Genomic DNA, 17,238 nt, shown 5'->3' with positions numbered 1-17,238 from the left:
TCGAGCCGATCCATGCAGCACACCGAGCCCGTCCTCACCATTGCGCGGCGCGACTACTCGCACCCCGATGTTCGCCGACTCATCGACCAGCTTCAGGACCTGTACGTCAGCATCTATGGCGGCTCTGACGAGAGCCCCGTGGACGAAGCCGACTTTCAGCCTCCGCGCGGAGCCTTCGCCGTCGGCTATGTCGATGGCGAACCGGTCGCGATGGGTGCCTGGCGGAGCGTCGGAAGCGTCGAAAGCGGTAGAGGAGAGCTCAAACGGATGTTCGTCGACGAACGTTACAGGGGCCGCGGCTACTCGCGCGCCATCCTGTCCTGGCTCGAAAACTCGGCCCGCGAACACGGGGTGACGTTCATGATCCTCGAAACCAACCTCAACCATCCGACGGCAATCGCGTTGTACCGTTCGGCCGGGTATCAGGGCATCCCGAACTACGGCCACTATGCCAACAACCCAAGGACAGTGTCGCTCGGCCGGGAGCTTGTGTCGGCAACCTGAGGTTTGCGGAATGTTGTCGCTACAACTAACGTTGCACCCATCATGAACGCGCTCCCCTCCTCAGACAAGCTCGCCGCCGATACCGCGATGGGCCCCGTCACCCTGCTGGTTGCCGACCTCGATGCGATGACGACCTACTACACGGATGCCGTCACCCTGCGGATCCTGTCGGCCACCGACCGAACAGTGACGCTCGGTCGCGGCGGCGTGCCAACGGTGATCCTCGAATACGCTCCAGAGCTCACCCACGCCGCCGCCGGCTCGGCCGGACTGTTTCACACGGCGATCCTCTTCGAGTCGAAAGCAGCTCTCGCAGCTGCACTGTATTCGGTCGCGCGCAAGGCACCAGGAACCTTCACCGGAAGCGCCGATCACCTCGTGAGCATCGCCTTCTACTTCACCGACCCAGAGGGCAACGGCGTCGAACTGTACTGGGACCGCGACCGCACCGAGTGGAGCTGGGTGCACGGCTCCGTTGAGATGGCGACGCTCTACGTCGACCCGAACGAGTTCCTCTCCGAGCACCTCACGCTCGAGGGACAGTCAACACCGGGTGATGAGTCGATCTTCGGCAGCACCCAGGTCGGCCACGTCCACCTCTCCGTCGGCGATGTCGCCACCGCACGTCAGTTCTACGTCGACACCCTGGGCTTCGACGCAACGACCTCACTCGGAAACCAGGCGCTCTTCGTTTCCGCCGGCGGGTACCACCACCACATGGCCATGAACGTCTGGAATTCCCGCGGCGCCGGCCCGCGGATGCCGGCACTCGGCCTTGGCCGCATCGACATCCGGGTACCGGAGGCGGACTCGCTCGGCGAACTCACCGAGCGGCTCACGCACCACAAGGTTCAGGTGCGCGACGATGGCAGGACCGTGAGCTTTGACGACCCGTGGGCGAACCTCATCCGGGTCGAGATCTCCACTTCCTGAACGGGCCTGTCAGAACCCTTTCCGGGTCGCAAGGCCCGGGTGTCCGGCTATGGCAGTTGATAGCCTCGTGCGACTGAGCAAGGGGAATTTGATGCCACTCGATCCGTACTTCCAGAAGCTGTACCTGGAGCGACGCCGCGACATGGTCGCCGAAACGCGCGGCATCGTCACCGGTTTCCTCACGAGCGCCCTGTCGAAAGTGGTCCCCTGGCGACGGTTCGCCGCGTTCAGGGCCCTTCGTGAATCGCCGGCGGGCACCGTCGGCACGAAAGCCGCTGGGACCGCGGTCGCCGGCAGGGAGGCATCCCACGACAAGACAGCCGCGGCGGCGAAATCGGTCTCCCGCGCCCCCAAGCCCGTCCTCACTCCCGCCGAGGTCGCGAAACGCAAGACACCGGCGTGGAAGCGCCGGAATGCCCAGAAGTGGGACACCAAACTCTTTGGGCGGGTCGGGATCGAACCCCCGGACGTCGACATCACCGACTATCTGGTCGATGTCACCGGTTTCCCGACGGTTCGCGTCCGGGTCTACCGCCCCCTCGGGACGTCACCGACGGATGGAACTGCGCTCCCCGCCGTGCTCGCGTTTTTCGGCGGATCGTTCCAGCTCGGCAGCGTTGAGGACACGAGCGTCGACGCGGCGTTCCGCTCAAGGACCGCCGATGCCGGCGTCATCCACGTTGCCGTCGACTACGCGCTCGCGCCGGAACATCGCTACCCGACGCAGGTCGAACAGGGCTACGCGGCCCTTCGCTGGCTGATCGACAAGGCCGACGAACTGGGCATCGACCCGGACCGGCTCGCCCTCAACGGCACCTCGTCCGGCGGAAACATCGCTGCGAGCGTCGCCCTGCTGAACCGCGACAGGCTCGGACATCCCCTCCGGCTTCAGGTACTCGAGGTGCCGGTGACCGACCTCACCGGCAAGAGCATCGACATGGCTCCGATCCGCGAGATGCGCATCCCGAGCTTCCTGGCCAGGCGCGAGCTCGTCCAGGTCGCTGAGGCCTACCTCGGCGACCGGTCGCGAGCGAGCGAGCCATATGCCTCACCGGCACGAGCGCTCACCCACCGCGGCCTTCCGCCGGCGGTCATCCTCACGGCCGAGTACGACGCGCTGCGCCTCGACGGCGAGGGATACGCGACGATCCTGCGCGCATCGGGCGTCGCCGCGAGCGCCGTTCGCTATCAGGGCGCCACCCACGAGGCAGCGATGTACCGGAAGGTCGTTCCCCTCGCCCGTCGGTGGCACGCCGATGTCGTCGCAGCACTTCGCACGCTCCACGAGCCGGCCGAGTCGATCACGGTCTGACGTCCGCACGCTCCACGCGACCGCGCGCTCCTGACGCCTGACTGTCGAGCCGCGGCTCAGGCCGAACGGATCGCTCCGCGTTCCCGGGCGGATGCCACGGCGGCGGTTCGCGACGAGACCTGCAGCTTGGTGAAGATGTGCACGAGGTGGCTCTTCACCGTCGCCTCGGAGAGGAAGAGCCGCCTGGCGATGTCGCGATTGGACATGCCGTCCGCGACGAGGGTGAGCACCTCGGTTTCGCGCGCGCTCAGCGCATCATCCGGAGCATTCTGGCGGGCCTCAAGCCGACCGGCGACGGTGGGAGCGAGTGCGCTCTCGCCCCGCGCTGCAGCACGCACCGCCGCAATCAGTTCTTCAGGCGGCGCGTCCTTAAGCAGGTAGCCGGCGGCTCCCGCTTCGACAGCACCGAGGATGTCGGCATCCGTGTCGTAATTGGTGAGAACGAGCACGTGCGGAGCACCGGGACGTTCGCGGATGCGCCTCGTCGCGTCTGCCCCCTGCATGCCGCCGCCGAACTGCAGGTCCATGAGCACGATGTCGACGCCGGCGTAACTCCGCGCGACAGCTTCCTCCCCGGATGCCGCCTCGCCGACAACAATCAAGTCGGGCTCGGTCGCGAAGAGCGCACCGAGACCGGCGCGCACAACGGGATGATCGTCGGCAATGAGGAGGCGGATCATGTGCTGACCTTCGGCTGCGACTCGGATCGGATGGCGGAACTCGACTGCAGGATGGGCAGGGTCACGGCGAGCGCTGTCCCCTCCCCCGGCCTCGATTCGATGCTGAGCACTCCGCCGAGGGCGTCGACGCGCTGGCGGATGGCGGTGAGCCCAAAGGTGCCATCGGCTCGAGCGGCTGATGCTGCGAGTTCGGGGTCGAATCCCCTGCCGTCATCGACGACGTCGAGGGAGACGCCGTCTGACTGATAGGTGAGGGTGAGGTCGGCGCGCGTTGCCCGAGCGTGCCTCGCCACGTTGGCGATGGCTCCCTGGGCGATCCGCAGCAGGGTGGCGTCGACGGTCATGGGAAGAGGAACGGGATCGCCCTCGACGGAGAAGTTCACGGTCGTGCCTGCTCCGCCGGCACGGAGGGTCTGCTCGGTGGACGCTGCCAGGCGTTTGAGCGCGGCGGGAAGGGTCCGGTCATCGAGCGCCGGCGGTGTCAGTTCGCGGATGATGCGCCGGGTGTCGACGAGTGAATCGGCCGCGGTTTCCCGGGCCAATTGCAGTTGCTTGAGGCCAGGCCGTTCGGTGTCGAGTCGTTCCGCAGCGTGCAGGAGCAGCTGAATGCTCGACAGCGACTGCGCCACTGTGTCGTGGATCTCGCGGGCCAGTCGTTCGCGCTCGGCCAGCATCCCCGCCGACCGCTCGGCGATGGCGAGCTCGCCGCGGGTCTCGAGCAGTTCGGTGATGAGCTGCTGGCGTTCCTCTGCCTCGCGATACAGCGCCCGATAGCCGAATCCGATGGCGAGGGCGACACCGGCACCAATGAGCGGCCCGATCACGCCGCCAACCGAAACCCCCGAATCAAGGCCGATGGCCAGGATGGTGACCCCCGTCGTCGCCGCGACGACGGGTACCGCAACCTTCGGTGTAAGCACCTGCAGGTAGAGGAAGAACAGCGGGAAGACGATGAAGGCGGCATCCGGTGTGATGGAGAGAAGCGCGGCCCACACTCCCGTGAGCAGGGCGATCCACAGCACCGGAACCCAGCGGGACGATGCGACGAACTCGGGTTTGAGGTGGGCGACGAGCGCACCGCCGAGGTAGATCGCGAGCATGAGGACCGCGAGGCCGTGGATGAGCCCGGCGATGGGCGAGTCGGTGATCACCGACCGAACGATGACGACGACGATGAGTGCGATCAGCAGCGAATGCAGCGACCATCGCAATACGGCGAACACCGGGGTGAGGGCGGAGTGATTCATCGTCTCTCTTTCGTTTCGAAATCCTACTTCGACCACCTGTTAAGGGCATCATTCGAAAGTTCGAGGTGCCGATAGGATGAAAGCTCGCCCACCTCTGACAGCCGGGAGACATCCGTGCCCACAATCGTCGTTGAAGTTATGCCGAAGGCCGAACTGCTTGACCCGCAGGGTAAGGCCGTCGCGGGAGCGCTCGCCCGTCTCGGCAAGACCGAGTTCAGCGGGGTTCGCATCGGCAAGCGATTCGAGCTCACCGTCGATGGTCCGGTGACGGATGCCGTCCGCGCGGACGTCGAGAAGATCGCCGACGAGATCCTGTCAAACGCGGTCATCGAAGACGTCGTCGCCATCAGCTACCCCGAGGCGGAGTAGCCATGCGCATCGGCGTCATCACCTTTCCCGGGTCGCTCGACGAGCGTGACGCTCAGCGCGCGATCCGCATCGCCGGTGCTGAGCCGGTAGCGCTCTGGCACGGCGAACACGACCTCCACGGCGTCGATGCCCTCGTTCTTCCCGGCGGATTCAGCTACGGGGACTACCTGCGCGCCGGTGCCATCGCATCCGTCTCTCCGATCATGGCCGAGGTCATCGACGCGGCGAACTCCGGAATGCCCGTGCTGGGAATCTGCAACGGATTCCAGATGCTCACCGAAGCACACCTGCTTCCCGGCGGACTCATCCGCAACGATCACGGACTGTTCATCCGCCGCGACCAGGCTCTGCGCGTGGAAAACACCGACACCGCGTGGTCGACGGGCTTCGAGCCGAACGACGAGATCGTCATCCCGCTGAAGAACGGCGAGGGCGGATTCATCGCCTCCGAAGACGAACTCGATCGGCTCGAGGGTGAAGGACGCGTCGTCTTCCGCTACCTCGGCGTCAACCCCAACGGTTCACTGCGCGACATTGCCGGCATCACCAACGAGCGCGGCAACGTCGTCGGTCTCATGCCGCACCCCGAGCACGCCGTTGAACCCGGCTTCGGTCCCGACATGACGGATGCCATGCGTTCGGGCGTCGACGGACTCACCCTCTTCACGAGCGCGATCCAGGCGCTGCAGGCGGTCTAGCCCCTCCGGTCCAGCCGCTCGATTACCAAGAAAGGCTCCCTGCCCGCGGATTTTCCCGCGGCAGGGAGCCTTTTCTGGCAAACGGTCCGTTACGCGCGCACGACCGGTTGCTGCAACTCGGTCACCCACTCCTCCTGCGGCAGCGGCTGTGACACCAGGTACACCTCGCGGCACATCCCCACCGGCGTGTAGCCGTTCGCCTCGATCCAGCCGAACAGTGCTTCCCAGACGTCACCGATGGTTGCCATCACCCCGTGATGAACCCAGGTGACGGCGAGGTCGGTACCCGGAACTTCGGTGACCGTATACCCCGACGCGGATACCGTGGCGGCGGGAACCGGGAACGCCGCGTACGCACGCGCGCCGGCCCCGTCGGTGTCAGGGTCGAGCTCCTCGTACATCGCGAGGGCTTCTTCGCCTGGCGTGACCCCCGCGGACGTGAGGTCGTCGAACAGCCTGTCGAACAACGGCCCGATCACCGGGCTCATGCTCTCGGGCCCGAGACCGGGTGCCGTCGCACTGACCTGAGCGACGACCTGGGGGGACAGCGGCTTGAGTTCCGGAGACAGGACGGTCATGAACGGCTCTCTTTCGATAGCGAACGTTTGCCTGATCATCCGCTTCGCCCCTCTGACGGTCAAGGGGCGACCGCCGAGTTCTGCCCGGCGCCTACGTGACGTCCCGCTTCCACGACACGAAGTACCCGACCACCGTAAGCACGAGGGCGAGGGCGGCGAGCAGCAGCCCGCCCTGCCACCACTCGAGGGCCTCCCCCGTCACTCCCATGTTGAAGAAGCTCGGCGCACCGACGAGGGCATCGCTTGCCGCCCCCGGGAGGAACTTGCCGACAGCCGCTGCCCAGTCCGCGAACATGACGATGGCGCGGAGGGTCGGTTCGACCAGCTGGGTGAATACGAGAATGACGACGATCGCGGCCAGCTGGTTGGGGATGAGCGCGCCAAGACCGACTCCGATGATCGCCCACAGGCCGAGGGCGAGCACGCCGCGAGCCATGAGTGCCCAGGTGTCGCTGTCGCCCAACTGGGTTTCCATGCCGAACAGCGCGAGGATCGCAGCCCCTGCGCCGACGGACGCCAGCACGCCGATCACGCCGTAGACCAGACCGAAGAGCAGCAGGGCAACACTCTTGGCGCCGAGCACAATCCCACGCTTCGGTGTCGCCAGGAACGTGGGGGTGAGCATCTGGTGCCGGTACTCACCGGTGACGGCGAGCGCACCGAGCAGCACCGGGAAGACGTAACCGAACGTCGAGACCGAACCGTAGAGCATCGGTGCGAGCACATCGGTCGGTGGCGCCGCGGATGCCTCGACTCCCGACGCGCGTGAGACAAACCCGAACACGGCGCCAAGCCCGCCAGACACGGTGCCGATGTACAGGAACAGGATGATGGCGAGAATCCACCAGATTTTGGTGGTGAGAAGCTTGGTGATCTCCGAGCGGAGCGCGGGAACGAACATGTTCACAGCGATCCCCCCTCTCCGACGAGCGCGAGGAATGAGTCCTCGAGACCCGACTTTTGTCGATGCAGCGAACTCACCTCCACTCCGGCCAGGAAGGCGATATGGCCGACCTCCCCGGGTTCGAGGCCGGAAACGAGCACACCGGCCCGTGCGATGTCGAACGTGGCGGATGCCGCGGCGAGCGCAGCCGTCAACGCCTCCCGGTTCGGAGAATCAACGATCACCTTCGTCGCGGCCCCTTCGATCTCGAGGCTGGACAGCGGGCCACGGTGCACAAGCGCGCCCTTGGCGATGATGACGACCTCGTCGACCGATTGCTGCACCTCACTGAGCAGGTGGGACGAGACGAGAACGGTGCGCCCCTCGGCGGCGAGGGTGCGGAGGAAGCCGCGAATCCACTTGATGCCCTCGGGGTCGAGGCCGTTGATCGGCTCGTCGAGGACAAGCACGCCGGGGTCACCGAGAAGCGCGAAGGCCAGACCGAGCCGTTGCCGCATTCCGAGCGAGTACCCGCCGACCCTGCGCGTCGCGTACTCCGCAAGACCGACGGTCTCGAGTGCGATGTCGACACGTTTCGGGTCGATCCGGCCAGCCTGGGCGTAGACCCGCAGGTGATCACGCGCTGACCGTCCCGGGTGGAAACTCGCGGCTTCCAGTGCCGCACCAACGGTGGTCAGCGGTGAGGGCAGCTCCGGGTACCGAACCCCGCCGATCGTCGCGGAGCCGGAGGTCGGAGCAACGAGACCGAGCAGCATCCGGAGTGACGTGGTCTTGCCTGCGCCGTTTGGCCCGAGGAATCCGGTGACCCGGCCGGGTTCGACGGTGAAGGTCAGGTCGGAAACAGCGGCGACAGGTCCGAACCTCTTGGTGAGGCCGGCGAATTCGATGGGTACTCCCGTTGGCATTCTGCTCCTGAAGTAGAGGGGCGGGGTTCCCCCTACTCTGGCAGTTGCGCTCGAGCGGGCATATCCCCCGTGCGGTGGAGATGCCGACGGATGCCCCCGCGCAGGTTATTCGGACGGCGTGCGAGAGGCGTGCAGACGACGTGCATTCAGGTTTGCCCTGACAGGATGGAGGCGTCCCTCATCACCCGGCCACCGGCATCCGTTTCGTGACGCTGCGTGTGCCGTCAACTCCTGGAGTGTTTCTGTGTCTCCCCGCCTGTTCTACCGCACCCTCGCGTTCGCCGAAGCGGTGACCTGGACCCTGCTCATTCTCGGCCTGCTCATGAAGTACGTGTGGGTGCCCGGTGAGCTTGGCGATCTCGGCGTTCGGGTCGGAGGAACGATCCACGGGTTCGTGTTCCTCGCCTACGCAATGACCGCCGTCCTCGTCGGGTTGAACCAGCGCTGGAGCATGGGACTGATCACCCTCGGCGTAATCACCGCCGTCGTTCCGTACGCGACGATCCCGTTCGACCTGTGGGCCGACCGCACAGGAAAGCTCAACGGCTCATGGCGTCGCACCGAGACCGACCATCCCGGCGACAAGACCTGGGTCGACCGTCTGCTGCGCTGGTTCCTCAACCACCCGGTCATCCTCATCGTGTTGTTCGTCGTTGCGCTCGTCGTGATCTTCGCCACCCTGCTCGTGGTGGGCCCTCCCGGCGGAGATCGCTAGTCGCGAAACGACCGAGCTGGAGGCATCCGGTCGCCCGATAGAATGGCCCCATCCGGCATCCCTCGATCTAGGAGCCTCCCCTCGTGAGCATCCCCGCAACGTCTGTCGCCGACACTGTCTCGAACGCAATAGCCACTCCCGAGAAAGAGCAGCCGTACGCGGCTCTCGGGCTCAAGCCTGATGAGTACGAGAAGATCAAGGAGATCCTCGGCCGTCGTCCGACGTCGGGTGAGCTCGCGATGTACTCCGTGATGTGGAGCGAGCACTGCTCGTACAAGTCGAGCAAGATCTACCTGAAGCAGTTCGGCCAGAAGGTCACTCCAGCCATGAAGAAGAACCTCATGGTCGGTATGGGCGAGAACGCCGGTGTCGTTGACGTCGGCGAGGGCTGGGCCGTCACCTTCAAGGTCGAGAGCCACAATCACCCCAGTTACATCGAGCCGTTCCAGGGTGCAGCGACGGGTGTGGGCGGCATCGTCCGCGACATCATCTCGATGGGCGCGCGCCCCGTCGCGATCATGGACCAGCTGCGGTTCGGTGCGATCGACGACCCGGACACCGCGCGTGTCGTTCACGGGGTCACGAGTGGCATCTCGTTCTACGGCAACTGCCTCGGCCTGCCGAACATCGGTGGCGAGACCTACTTCGACAAGGTGTACCAGGGCAACCCGCTCGTCAACGCGCTCTCGGTCGGCGTGCTCCGCCACGAAGACCTGCACCTCGCCAACGCCTCGGGTGTCGGCAACAAGATCGTCCTGTTCGGCGCCCGCACCGGTGGCGACGGCATCGGCGGTGCGTCGATCCTCGCGTCTGACTCGTTCGACGCCGCTGGCCCGACCAAGCGGCCGGCCGTCCAGGTCGGCGACCCCTTCGCCGAGAAGGTGCTCATCGAGTGCTGCCTCGAGCTCTACAAGGAGAAGCTCGTCGAGGGCATCCAGGACCTCGGTGCCGCCGGCATTTCCTGTGCAACGAGCGAGCTCGCTGCGAACGGCGACGGTGGCATGTTCATCGAGCTGTCGCACACGCTCCTCCGCGACCCGTCGCTCACGCCGGAGGAAATCCTCATGTCGGAGTCGCAGGAACGCATGATGGCCGTCGTCGAGCCCGACAAGCTCGAGGGCTTTCTCGCGGTCACCGCGAAGTGGGATGTCGAAACTTCCGTCATGGGCGAGGTCACCGACACCGGACGGCTCATCATCAACTGGCACGGCGAGGAGATCGTCAACGTCGACCCGTCTACCGTTGCCGTTGATGGACCCGTGTACGAGCGCCCCGTTGCGCACCCGGCCTGGCTCGATGCGCTGCAGGCGGATACGGCATCCGCTCTGGAACGACCGACGGATGCCGCGACGCTGCGTTCGCAGTTCTTCGCGCTGCTCGGTTCAGCGAACCTCGCCGACAAGAGCTGGATCACCAACCAGTACGACTACTACGTCATGGGCAACACCGCGTTGGCGTTCCCCGACGACGCCGGGATGATCCGGGTCGATGAGGAGTCCGGCCTCGGTTTCGCGATCGCGACGGATGCCAACGGTCGCTACTGCCAGCTCGACCCATCGCTCGGCGCCAAGCTCGCCCTCGCCGAGGCGTACCGGAACGTCGCCTGCACCGGTGCTGTGCCCGCGGCGGTCACCGACTGCCTCAACTTCGGCTCGCCGGAGAACCCCGAGGTCATGTGGCAGTTCTCGCAGGCTGTCGAGGGACTGTCTGACGGTTGCCTCGCACTCGAGGTGCCCGTCACCGGCGGAAACGTGTCGTTCTACAACCAGACCGGAGACACCCCGATCTTCCCGACGCCCGTCGTCGGTGTACTCGGCGTCATCGACGATGTTGCTCGTCGCGTGCCGAGCGGCTGGCAGGACGAAGGCGACAACATCTACCTGCTCGGCATCACCCGTGAGGAGCTCTCCGGCTCCGCCTGGGCCGGCACGATCCACGACCACCTCGGCGGGCTTCCGCCCGAGGTCGACTTCGACCGCGAGAAGGACCTCGCCGCCCTGCTGCACGCCGGAGCCCAGTCGTCGATCATCGCGTCGGCGCACGACCTCTCCGACGGAGGGCTCGCCCAGGCACTCGCCGAGAGCGTGCTGCGCTTCGGTGTCGGCGCGCGCGTCTGGCTCAGCGAGATCGTTGAGCGCGATGGCGTCGACGTTGCGACCGCGCTGTTCTCCGAGTCGACCGGGCGTGTGCTCGTGTCGGTTCCGCGCGAGGACGACGTCAAGTTCCGCGGACTCTGCGAGGGGCGCGACTACCCGGTGCTGCGCATCGGCGTCACCGACAAGGCGTCACCGGCACTCGAGATCCAGGACCTCTTCACGGCGACGGTCGATGAGCTGCGTTCGGTGCACACGGCCACACTCCCGGCGGCGTTCGGTCCGACGGTCGGCTAGCGCCCACTCGCTTTACCGAAAATGGCTCCCTGAGCCCGGGTTTTCCCGGCACAGGGAGCCATTTTCGTGTACCGCGGGCGTGCGGTCGCGTCCACTGGTCGGTCACAAATGCTCGCTGTCGGTGTGCATTCCTCCGCGCTCGGACAGAAACGGTCGCGATTCCCGAGAAACTCGAGCCGTTTCTGGCCGAGCACGAACCGTCCAGCCGTTCCTGGCCGAGCAACCGCGCGTGCACCCGCCTGGGCGAATACCACCAGGCGTCGGATGCGGCTGGTACGGATACCGCGCTACAGCGCGCGCGTCAGCGACTGGATGAGCGGCGGGAGCGTGCCGAGCACGATCGGCGACCTCGCCATGTTGAGGTCGCTGCTTCCCTCGAGGATCGACTCCTGCATCGCTGCTTCGTAAACGTTGAGAATGAGCCGCGTGACATCGACTGGATCGATGATGAACTCGAGTCCGACCGATCGAACGGCGTCGTCGAGCCTCCCGGCGAGCTGCGACTGGAAGTTGCGCTGGAACTCGAGGTACGACGCGGCAACGCTCGAGTCCCGCATGGCGAGCAGCCGGAACTCCGACTGAACGAGGCACCACCGCCGGTCATCGCCCTGCAACTCGAGAAACTGCATCACGATCTGGCTGAGCGTGCCCTCGGTGACCGCAGCCGCGACATCGACGCCAGGCAGGATCGAGTCGACGCCCTCCTGCAAGCGCTCGAACCTCAGCCGGTTCTCCCGCTCGGCGAGCGCGAAGAAGAGTTCTTCCTTCGACTCGAAGTTCGAGTAGAAGGCACCTCGAGTGAAATTCGCGCGCTCGGTGATCATTTCCACTGATGCCGCGTGAATCCCGGTCTCGGCGAACACCTCGTATGCGGCGTCGATCAAACGATCCCGGGTTTTGCGACGGCGCGTGGATTCGCCCTGCGCTTCCGATTGTTCGACTGAAAGAGACACCCTGACACCTTACTGAGAGAGTTTTGCGATACACCAGTGTATCGGATACATTCGTGTATTGAATACGCCGGTGTATCTCACGCGTAACCCCCACACACCCCGCCCTCCTAGGAGACTCGTGTCCTCACTGCTCTACTCACTTGGTCGCTGGGCGTTTCGCGCGCGCGGCATCGTCGTCGGCGCCTGGATCCTCATCCTTGCCCTCGTCGGCGGTGGCGCTCTCCTGTTCAACCAGGGACTCGACAACTCGATCTCCATCCCCGGCACTGAGTCGCAGCGTGCGCTCGACTCACTGTCTACGACGTTCCCGCAGGTGAGTGGCGCGTCAGCACAGCTCGCGATTGTGGCGCCGGAGGGCGAGAAGGTCACCGACGAGGCCGTCGCAACGGCCATCACCGACGGCGTCGACGCGCTCAACGACATCGAGGGCGTCGAGAGCGCCGTCTCGCCGTTCGACGAGAACATCGACGGCGCGGTCAGCGACGACGAGCGCGCGGCACTCATCAGCATCCAGCTCGACGGCCCGCAGTATGAGGTCACCGAGGCGACCAAGGACGCCCTGATCGCAGAAGCGGATGCCATCGCTGACGCACTTCCGGACGGTTCGGAATCCGCGCTCGGCGGCCAGCTGTTCAGCGCGAGCTTTCCCGTCCTGACCGCCACCGAGCTCATCGGTGTCGGCGTTGCCCTCGTTGTGCTCCTCCTCACGCTCGGCTCGTTCCTCGCGGCAGGCATGCCACTGCTGACCGCCCTGCTCGGCGTCGGCATCTCGGTTGCGCTCATCTTTGTGGCAACGGCGTTCGGTTCGATCACGTCGACGACGCCCATGCTCTCACTCATGCTCGGCCTCGCCGTCGGCATCGATTACGCGCTCTTCATCATCTCGAGATACCAGGAGCAACTCCGTGACGGGCTCGAGACCGAGGAGTCTGCCGCCCGAAGCGTCGCGACGGCGGGAAGCGCCGTCATCTTCGCTGGGCTCACGGTCATCATCGCGCTCGTCGGCCTCGGCGTTGCCGGCATCCCGTTCCTCACGATCATGGGTGTCTCGGCTGCGGCCGGTGTCGCCGTCGCCGTGCTCATCTCCCTCACCCTGATCCCCGCGCTCCTCGGCTTCGCCGGTGACCGGCTGCGCCCGAAGCCGGCCAAGCCGACGCGGAAGGCGCGCCGCGCCCACGCTGCAGCGCACGCGGAGGCCACTGCCGCCCACGCTGAGGGACGCTCCGGCGCACACGTCGATGTCGCAGACGCTGGCGAGCTCCCGGCATCCGCCCACCGCCCCAACCGTTTCTTCTCGGGCTGGGTGAAGACGGCGACGCGATTCCCGATCGTCACGATCCTCGCCGTCGTCGCCGTGCTCGGACTCGCATCCGCGCCAGCCCTCGGCCTGCGCCTCGCGCTGCCGGATGCCGGTGGCCTGCCCGAGGGTGACCCGGCTCGAGTCACCTACGACATCGTCTCCGACCACTTCGGTGAGGGCTTCAACGGCCCTCTCATCGTTACGGGCAGCATCGTCACATCGAACGACCCGCTCGGCCTCATGGACGACCTCAAGAGCGAGATCGAAAAGCTCGACGGCGTGGAAGCTGTTCCCCTGGCGACACCGAACGAGACGGCTGACACCGGCATCGTGCAGGTCATTCCGACCGGCGGTCCCGACTCTCCGGAGACCAAGGCGCTCGTCGCCGAGATCCGTGACATGCACGACTACTTCCTCGAGGAGTATGACGTCGACCTCTCGGTCACGGGCTTCACTGCCGTCGGCATCGACGTGTCGGACAAGCTCGGTGCTGCGCTGCTGCCGTTCGGTGTCGTCGTTGTCGGCCTGTCGCTCATCCTGCTCACGATGGTGTTCCGCTCGATCTGGGTGCCGATCAAGGCGACGCTCGGCTACCTGCTCAGCGTCTGCGCGTCATTCGGTGTCGTCGCCCTGGTGTTCGAGTACGGATGGTTCGCCGAGGCGCTCCACATCCAGCCGGGCAGCCCCGTGATCAGCTTCATGCCGATCATCCTGATGGGCGTGCTGTTCGGTCTGGCCATGGACTACGAGGTATTCCTCGTCGCCCGCATGCGCGAGGACTACGTCCACTCGGGCAAGGCGCGTGAATCGGTCACGACAGGGTTCATCGGCTCAGCGAAGGTCGTCACGGCGGCCGCGATCATCATGTTCGCCGTGTTCGCTGCCTTCGTCCCAGAGGGTGACACCAACATCAAGCCCATCGCGCTTGGCCTCGCCGTCGGCGTCTTCGTCGACGCGTTCATCGTGCGGATGACGCTCGTCCCCGCCGTGCTCGCCCTGCTGGGCGAGAAGGCGTGGTGGATCCCGAAGTGGCTCGACCGCGTGCTGCCGTCGTTCGACGTCGAGGGTGAGGGTGTCGCGAAGGAGATCGAGTTGCGCACCTGGCCGAGCCCCGAGTCGACGGATGTCGCAACCGCCGAGGGCCTGTCCCTCGACGCCGGCAAGACAACCCTGTTCGAGAACGTCTCGTTCTCGCTGCCGGAGGACGGCACACTCGTGGTCTCCTCCACGCGCGATGCCAGCGTCACCGCGCTACTCCTCACCTTGTCGGGACGTATGGCGGCAGACTCGGGCGTCCTCAAGGTCGCCGGGTACGTTGCCGGCGTGCGGGCGGCATCCATTCGATCGCGCGTCGCATTTGTCTCGCTCGGCGATGCGACCGATCCGGTCCGCGACCTCACCGATGCGCTCGGCGAGAACCCGCGCCTGGTCGTGATCGACGGCATTGACCAGGTGACGGATGCCGTTGCGCGCCGAAACATCTACGACGCTCTCGTCTCGGCCCAGGGCGCGGCGGCGAAGAACGAGACCACTCTCGCGGTTGCCGTCGGCACCGCATTCCCCGAGGCGCTGGCAGATGCCGTTCCCGGTGTCGGGACAGCCGTCCGGGTCGACTTGACACACTCAGAACTCACGCACGAAGCAGAGGTATCCGCATGAGCACCCCACTCGCACGTTTCACGGCCTCGCGGGCCACAGGTCGCATCACCTGGCGCTCGGTCCTCGGCATCCTCCTCGTCCCGCTCGTGGTTGCCGGAGTGCTCGTCTGGGCGTTCTGGAACCCGCAGGAGCGACTCGACACGGTGACCGCTGCCATCGTCAACCTCGACGAACCGGTCGAACTCGACGGCCAGACCGTGCCACTCGGCCGGCAGCTCGCCGCCGGACTCGTCGGCGGAGGCTCGAGCGACTCATCGGCAAGCGCCGCGGGTGCCGACCTTGAAGACACCAACTACAACTGGGTCCTCACCGACGAGAAAGACGCCGAGGACGGGCTGAAGTCGGGCCGGTTCACGGCTGTCGTCACGATTCCCGAGGACTTCTCCGCGGCGGCTACCTCGTTCTCCGGCGATGCTGCTGAGGCCGAGAAAGCCACCATCGACGTTGAGACGAGCGACAAGAGCCGCCTCGTAGATGACGCCATCAGCTCTGTCATCACCACGACGGCTGCGAGCGTGGTCGGCAACGAACTGACGACCAGCTACCTCGAGAACATCTACATCGGGTTCAACACGCTCGGCGACCAGCTGGGAACCGCTGCCGATGGCGCGAAGGAGCTGGCCACCGGCGCAACTTCGCTCGCCGATGGTGCGGCCCAGCTCGCGGGGGGAACCACCGAGTTCTCCGGCGGAGTGTCGAGCCTGTCCACGGGAATCAACGAGTACACCGATGGGGTTTCGCAGCTCTCGAGCGGCCTCGCAACCCTGCAGCAGCAGACCGCCGCGCTCCCGGGCGCGACGAGCCAGCTCGCCACCGGCGCGAACGGTGTCGCTGACGGCATCGACGCGCTCATCGCCGGCATGGGCCAGCAGGGGCAGGCGCTCGCTGCGCTTTCCAGCCAGTGCGCGTCGGCGGCCCTTCCAATGCCCGACGGTTCAGAGAATCCTTTCTGCACCGCCCTCAAGACCCTCGCGGCTGGCTCCACGGACCCCGCCGCCGCTGCACAGACTGCACAGCTCCAGACCGGCGCTCGCGAACTGGCGAATGGCGCTACTCAGCTCTCAAGCAACATGCCAGCCCTCGTCTCCGGAATCGGCACGATCGCATCCGGAGCCAGCGAACTCGCCGCGGGTGGAACCACGCTCAACGCCGGCGCACTCGAACTCGCTACCGGTGCAGCAGACCTCGCAACCGGTGCAACGGGAGTATCCGACGGCGCTGCCGGCCTGGCCGGCGGTGTCGACTCTCTGGCGTCAGGACTGACTGAGGCGACGGATGCTATCCCGAGCTACACCGAGACTGAGCGCGAGACGCTCGCCGATGTCGTCGCGACTCCGATCGTCGCTGAAGGCGAGGGCGACGGTCTCTCCTTCGGCACGAGCGGTGTTCCGTTCTTCGCGGCGCTTGCACTCTGGCTCGGCGCGTTCGCGAGCTTCCTGGTGCTGCGTGCTGTTCCGCAGCGCGTACTCGGATCGACCCGCCCGTCGGCACTCCTCGCGTTCAAGGCGTGGCTGCCCGGAGCGATCGTCGGTGCCGTGCAGGGCTTGCTCGTTGCTGCGATCCTCCAGCCGTTGATGGAGCTGGATGCCGCTGGCTGGTTCGGCTTCGCCGCCATCGCTGCCCTCGCCGGTATCGCGTTCGCCTCGACGAACCAGGCCCTCAACGCCGTGTTCGGCGGAGCCGGACGGTTTGTCTCGATGATCGTTGCGCTCGTCCTGATCGCCACGAGCATCATCGCGACGGCACCGGCGGCGCTCGATTCGGCGGTCGGCTTCATGCCGCTGCAGCCGGCGCTGAACGCGTTCCAGTCGGTCGTGTCGGGTGGCGGTGGCCTCCCGGCCGCGATCACCGGTCTCGTCCTGTGGACGCTCGCCGCCTTCGCCGCCACCACCCTGGCCGTGGTCAAGTCGCGGTCGGTGACCGCGAGGCAGCTGGTGCCGCGCCTGGCCTAACAGTGGTGCAGCGTCGGCCCGGCGGCACCCTCGCCGGGCCGACGCACTCAGCACAGGAGATCGCACGATTTTCAGGACAGCATCAGCACAATCGTCCTGACAAACGTGCGATGTCCTGTTAAACCGCTGTCGTGAGCGG

General features: G+C 66.1%; 15 protein-coding genes. 9 read left to right on the top strand and 6 right to left on the bottom strand.

Annotation, left to right across the window (positions count from 1 at the left end; genetic code table 11):
• The first annotated feature begins 12 nt into the window (after nucleotides 1–12).
• The 3 genes from AC1C2M_RS15220 to AC1C2M_RS15210 all read left to right on the top strand — a co-directional run bounded on the left by AC1C2M_RS15220 (nucleotide 13) and on the right by AC1C2M_RS15210 (nucleotide 2,749).
• Entirely contained in the window at nucleotides 13–504 is a 492-nt protein-coding gene (locus tag AC1C2M_RS15220) for a GNAT family N-acetyltransferase (protein ID WP_495437445.1), read from the top strand.
• A 42-nt stretch (nucleotides 505–546) separates the two neighbouring features.
• On the top strand, nucleotides 547–1,437 hold the full coding sequence (locus tag AC1C2M_RS15215) for a VOC family protein (protein ID WP_495437444.1): 891 nt from the start codon (nucleotides 547–549) through the stop codon (nucleotides 1,435–1,437).
• A 91-nt stretch (nucleotides 1,438–1,528) separates the two neighbouring features.
• On the top strand, nucleotides 1,529–2,749 hold the full coding sequence (locus AC1C2M_RS15210; RefSeq protein ID WP_495437442.1) for an alpha/beta hydrolase: 1,221 nt from the start codon (nucleotides 1,529–1,531) through the stop codon (nucleotides 2,747–2,749).
• Nucleotides 2,750–2,805: 56 nt separating this feature from the next.
• On the opposite strand, the gene AC1C2M_RS15205 is transcribed toward AC1C2M_RS15210, so the two are convergent.
• Both AC1C2M_RS15205 and AC1C2M_RS15200 read right to left on the bottom strand, forming a co-directional pair.
• Nucleotides 2,806–3,429, bottom strand: coding sequence for a response regulator (locus tag AC1C2M_RS15205; RefSeq protein WP_483406006.1), 624 nt, complete (start codon nucleotides 3,427–3,429; stop codon nucleotides 2,806–2,808).
• Nucleotides 3,426–4,676, bottom strand: a complete 1,251-nt coding sequence (locus AC1C2M_RS15200; protein ID WP_495437441.1) for a sensor histidine kinase — start codon at nucleotides 4,674–4,676, stop codon at nucleotides 3,426–3,428. Before AC1C2M_RS15200 ends, AC1C2M_RS15205 begins: the two co-directional genes overlap by 4 nt.
• 114 nt (nucleotides 4,677–4,790) lie before the next feature.
• On the opposite strand from AC1C2M_RS15200, the gene purS reads away from it, so the two are divergent.
• The gene (purS, locus tag AC1C2M_RS15195; RefSeq protein ID WP_495437440.1) at nucleotides 4,791–5,045 is read left to right on the top strand and encodes a phosphoribosylformylglycinamidine synthase subunit PurS; all 255 of its coding nucleotides are present in this window, start codon (nucleotides 4,791–4,793) and stop codon (nucleotides 5,043–5,045) included.
• Between the two features lie 2 nt (nucleotides 5,046–5,047).
• Nucleotides 5,048–5,743, top strand: a complete 696-nt coding sequence (gene purQ / locus AC1C2M_RS15190; RefSeq protein ID WP_483406009.1) for a phosphoribosylformylglycinamidine synthase subunit PurQ — start codon at nucleotides 5,048–5,050, stop codon at nucleotides 5,741–5,743.
• 89 nt (nucleotides 5,744–5,832) lie between these two features.
• Here the strand turns inward: purQ and AC1C2M_RS15185 are convergent, their stop codons facing one another.
• From AC1C2M_RS15185 to AC1C2M_RS15175, 3 genes are all read right to left on the bottom strand, one after another.
• The gene (locus tag AC1C2M_RS15185; RefSeq protein ID WP_495437439.1) at nucleotides 5,833–6,321 is read right to left on the bottom strand and encodes a GyrI-like domain-containing protein; all 489 of its coding nucleotides are present in this window, start codon (nucleotides 6,319–6,321) and stop codon (nucleotides 5,833–5,835) included.
• A 91-nt stretch (nucleotides 6,322–6,412) separates the two neighbouring features.
• Entirely contained in the window at nucleotides 6,413–7,222 is an 810-nt protein-coding gene (locus AC1C2M_RS15180) for an ABC transporter permease (protein WP_495437570.1), read from the bottom strand.
• Between the two features lie 2 nt (nucleotides 7,223–7,224).
• Nucleotides 7,225–8,130 carry an ATP-binding cassette domain-containing protein gene (locus AC1C2M_RS15175; protein WP_495437437.1) on the bottom strand — a complete coding sequence of 302 codons (906 nt, stop codon included), beginning with the start codon at nucleotides 8,128–8,130 and terminating at the stop codon, nucleotides 7,225–7,227.
• Nucleotides 8,131–8,374: 244 nt separating this feature from the next.
• On the opposite strand from AC1C2M_RS15175, the gene AC1C2M_RS15170 reads away from it, so the two are divergent.
• Both AC1C2M_RS15170 and purL read left to right on the top strand, forming a co-directional pair.
• A complete protein-coding gene (locus AC1C2M_RS15170) occupies nucleotides 8,375–8,845 on the top strand; it encodes a DUF3817 domain-containing protein (protein ID WP_495437436.1) in 471 nt (156 codons plus the stop codon).
• Between the two features lie 83 nt (nucleotides 8,846–8,928).
• Nucleotides 8,929–11,235 (top strand): phosphoribosylformylglycinamidine synthase subunit PurL, encoded by a 2,307-nt coding sequence (gene purL, locus AC1C2M_RS15165; protein ID WP_495437435.1) that lies wholly within the window; start codon nucleotides 8,929–8,931, stop codon nucleotides 11,233–11,235.
• A gap of 287 nt (nucleotides 11,236–11,522) precedes the next feature.
• Here purL and AC1C2M_RS15160 read toward each other — a convergent pair whose 3' ends face one another.
• On the bottom strand, nucleotides 11,523–12,188 hold the full coding sequence (locus tag AC1C2M_RS15160; RefSeq protein WP_495437434.1) for a TetR/AcrR family transcriptional regulator: 666 nt from the start codon (nucleotides 12,186–12,188) through the stop codon (nucleotides 11,523–11,525).
• Nucleotides 12,189–12,306: 118 nt separating this feature from the next.
• Here AC1C2M_RS15160 and AC1C2M_RS15155 point away from each other — a divergent pair, with 118 nt between their 5' ends.
• Nucleotides 12,307–15,147: an MMPL family transporter gene (locus AC1C2M_RS15155; protein WP_495437432.1), complete on the top strand. Its 2,841-nt coding sequence runs from the start codon at nucleotides 12,307–12,309 to the stop codon at nucleotides 15,145–15,147.
• A complete protein-coding gene (locus AC1C2M_RS15150; RefSeq protein ID WP_495437431.1) occupies nucleotides 15,144–17,099 on the top strand; it encodes a YhgE/Pip domain-containing protein in 1,956 nt (651 codons plus the stop codon). The genes AC1C2M_RS15155 and AC1C2M_RS15150 overlap by 4 nt, the downstream gene beginning before the upstream one ends.
• Nucleotides 17,100–17,238 lie beyond the last annotated feature (139 nt).

It is taken from the genome of Mycetocola sp. Y444, from assembly GCF_059445295.1.
Note: the sequence above shows the minus strand (reverse complement) of the source record. Positions and strands in the feature narration are given on the sequence as shown.

Coding starts and splice junctions, on each gene's coding strand:
- AC1C2M_RS15220 (WP_495437445.1), top strand. CDS start 13: ATGCAGCACACCGAGCCCGTCCTCACCATTGCGCGGCGCGACTACTCG.
- AC1C2M_RS15215 (WP_495437444.1), top strand. CDS start 547: ATGAACGCGCTCCCCTCCTCAGACAAGCTCGCCGCCGATACCGCGATG.
- AC1C2M_RS15210 (WP_495437442.1), top strand. CDS start 1,529: ATGCCACTCGATCCGTACTTCCAGAAGCTGTACCTGGAGCGACGCCGC.
- AC1C2M_RS15205 (WP_483406006.1), bottom strand. CDS start 3,429: ATGATCCGCCTCCTCATTGCCGACGATCATCCCGTTGTGCGCGCCGGT.
- AC1C2M_RS15200 (WP_495437441.1), bottom strand. CDS start 4,676: ATGAATCACTCCGCCCTCACCCCGGTGTTCGCCGTATTGCGATGGTCG.
- purQ (WP_483406009.1), top strand. CDS start 5,048: ATGCGCATCGGCGTCATCACCTTTCCCGGGTCGCTCGACGAGCGTGAC.
- AC1C2M_RS15185 (WP_495437439.1), bottom strand. CDS start 6,321: ATGACCGTCCTGTCTCCGGAACTCAAGCCGCTGTCCCCCCAGGTCGTC.
- AC1C2M_RS15180 (WP_495437570.1), bottom strand. CDS start 7,222: ATGTTCGTTCCCGCGCTCCGCTCGGAGATCACCAAGCTTCTCACCACC.
- AC1C2M_RS15175 (WP_495437437.1), bottom strand. CDS start 8,130: ATGCCAACGGGAGTACCCATCGAATTCGCCGGCCTCACCAAGAGGTTC.
- AC1C2M_RS15150 (WP_495437431.1), top strand. CDS start 15,144: ATGAGCACCCCACTCGCACGTTTCACGGCCTCGCGGGCCACAGGTCGC.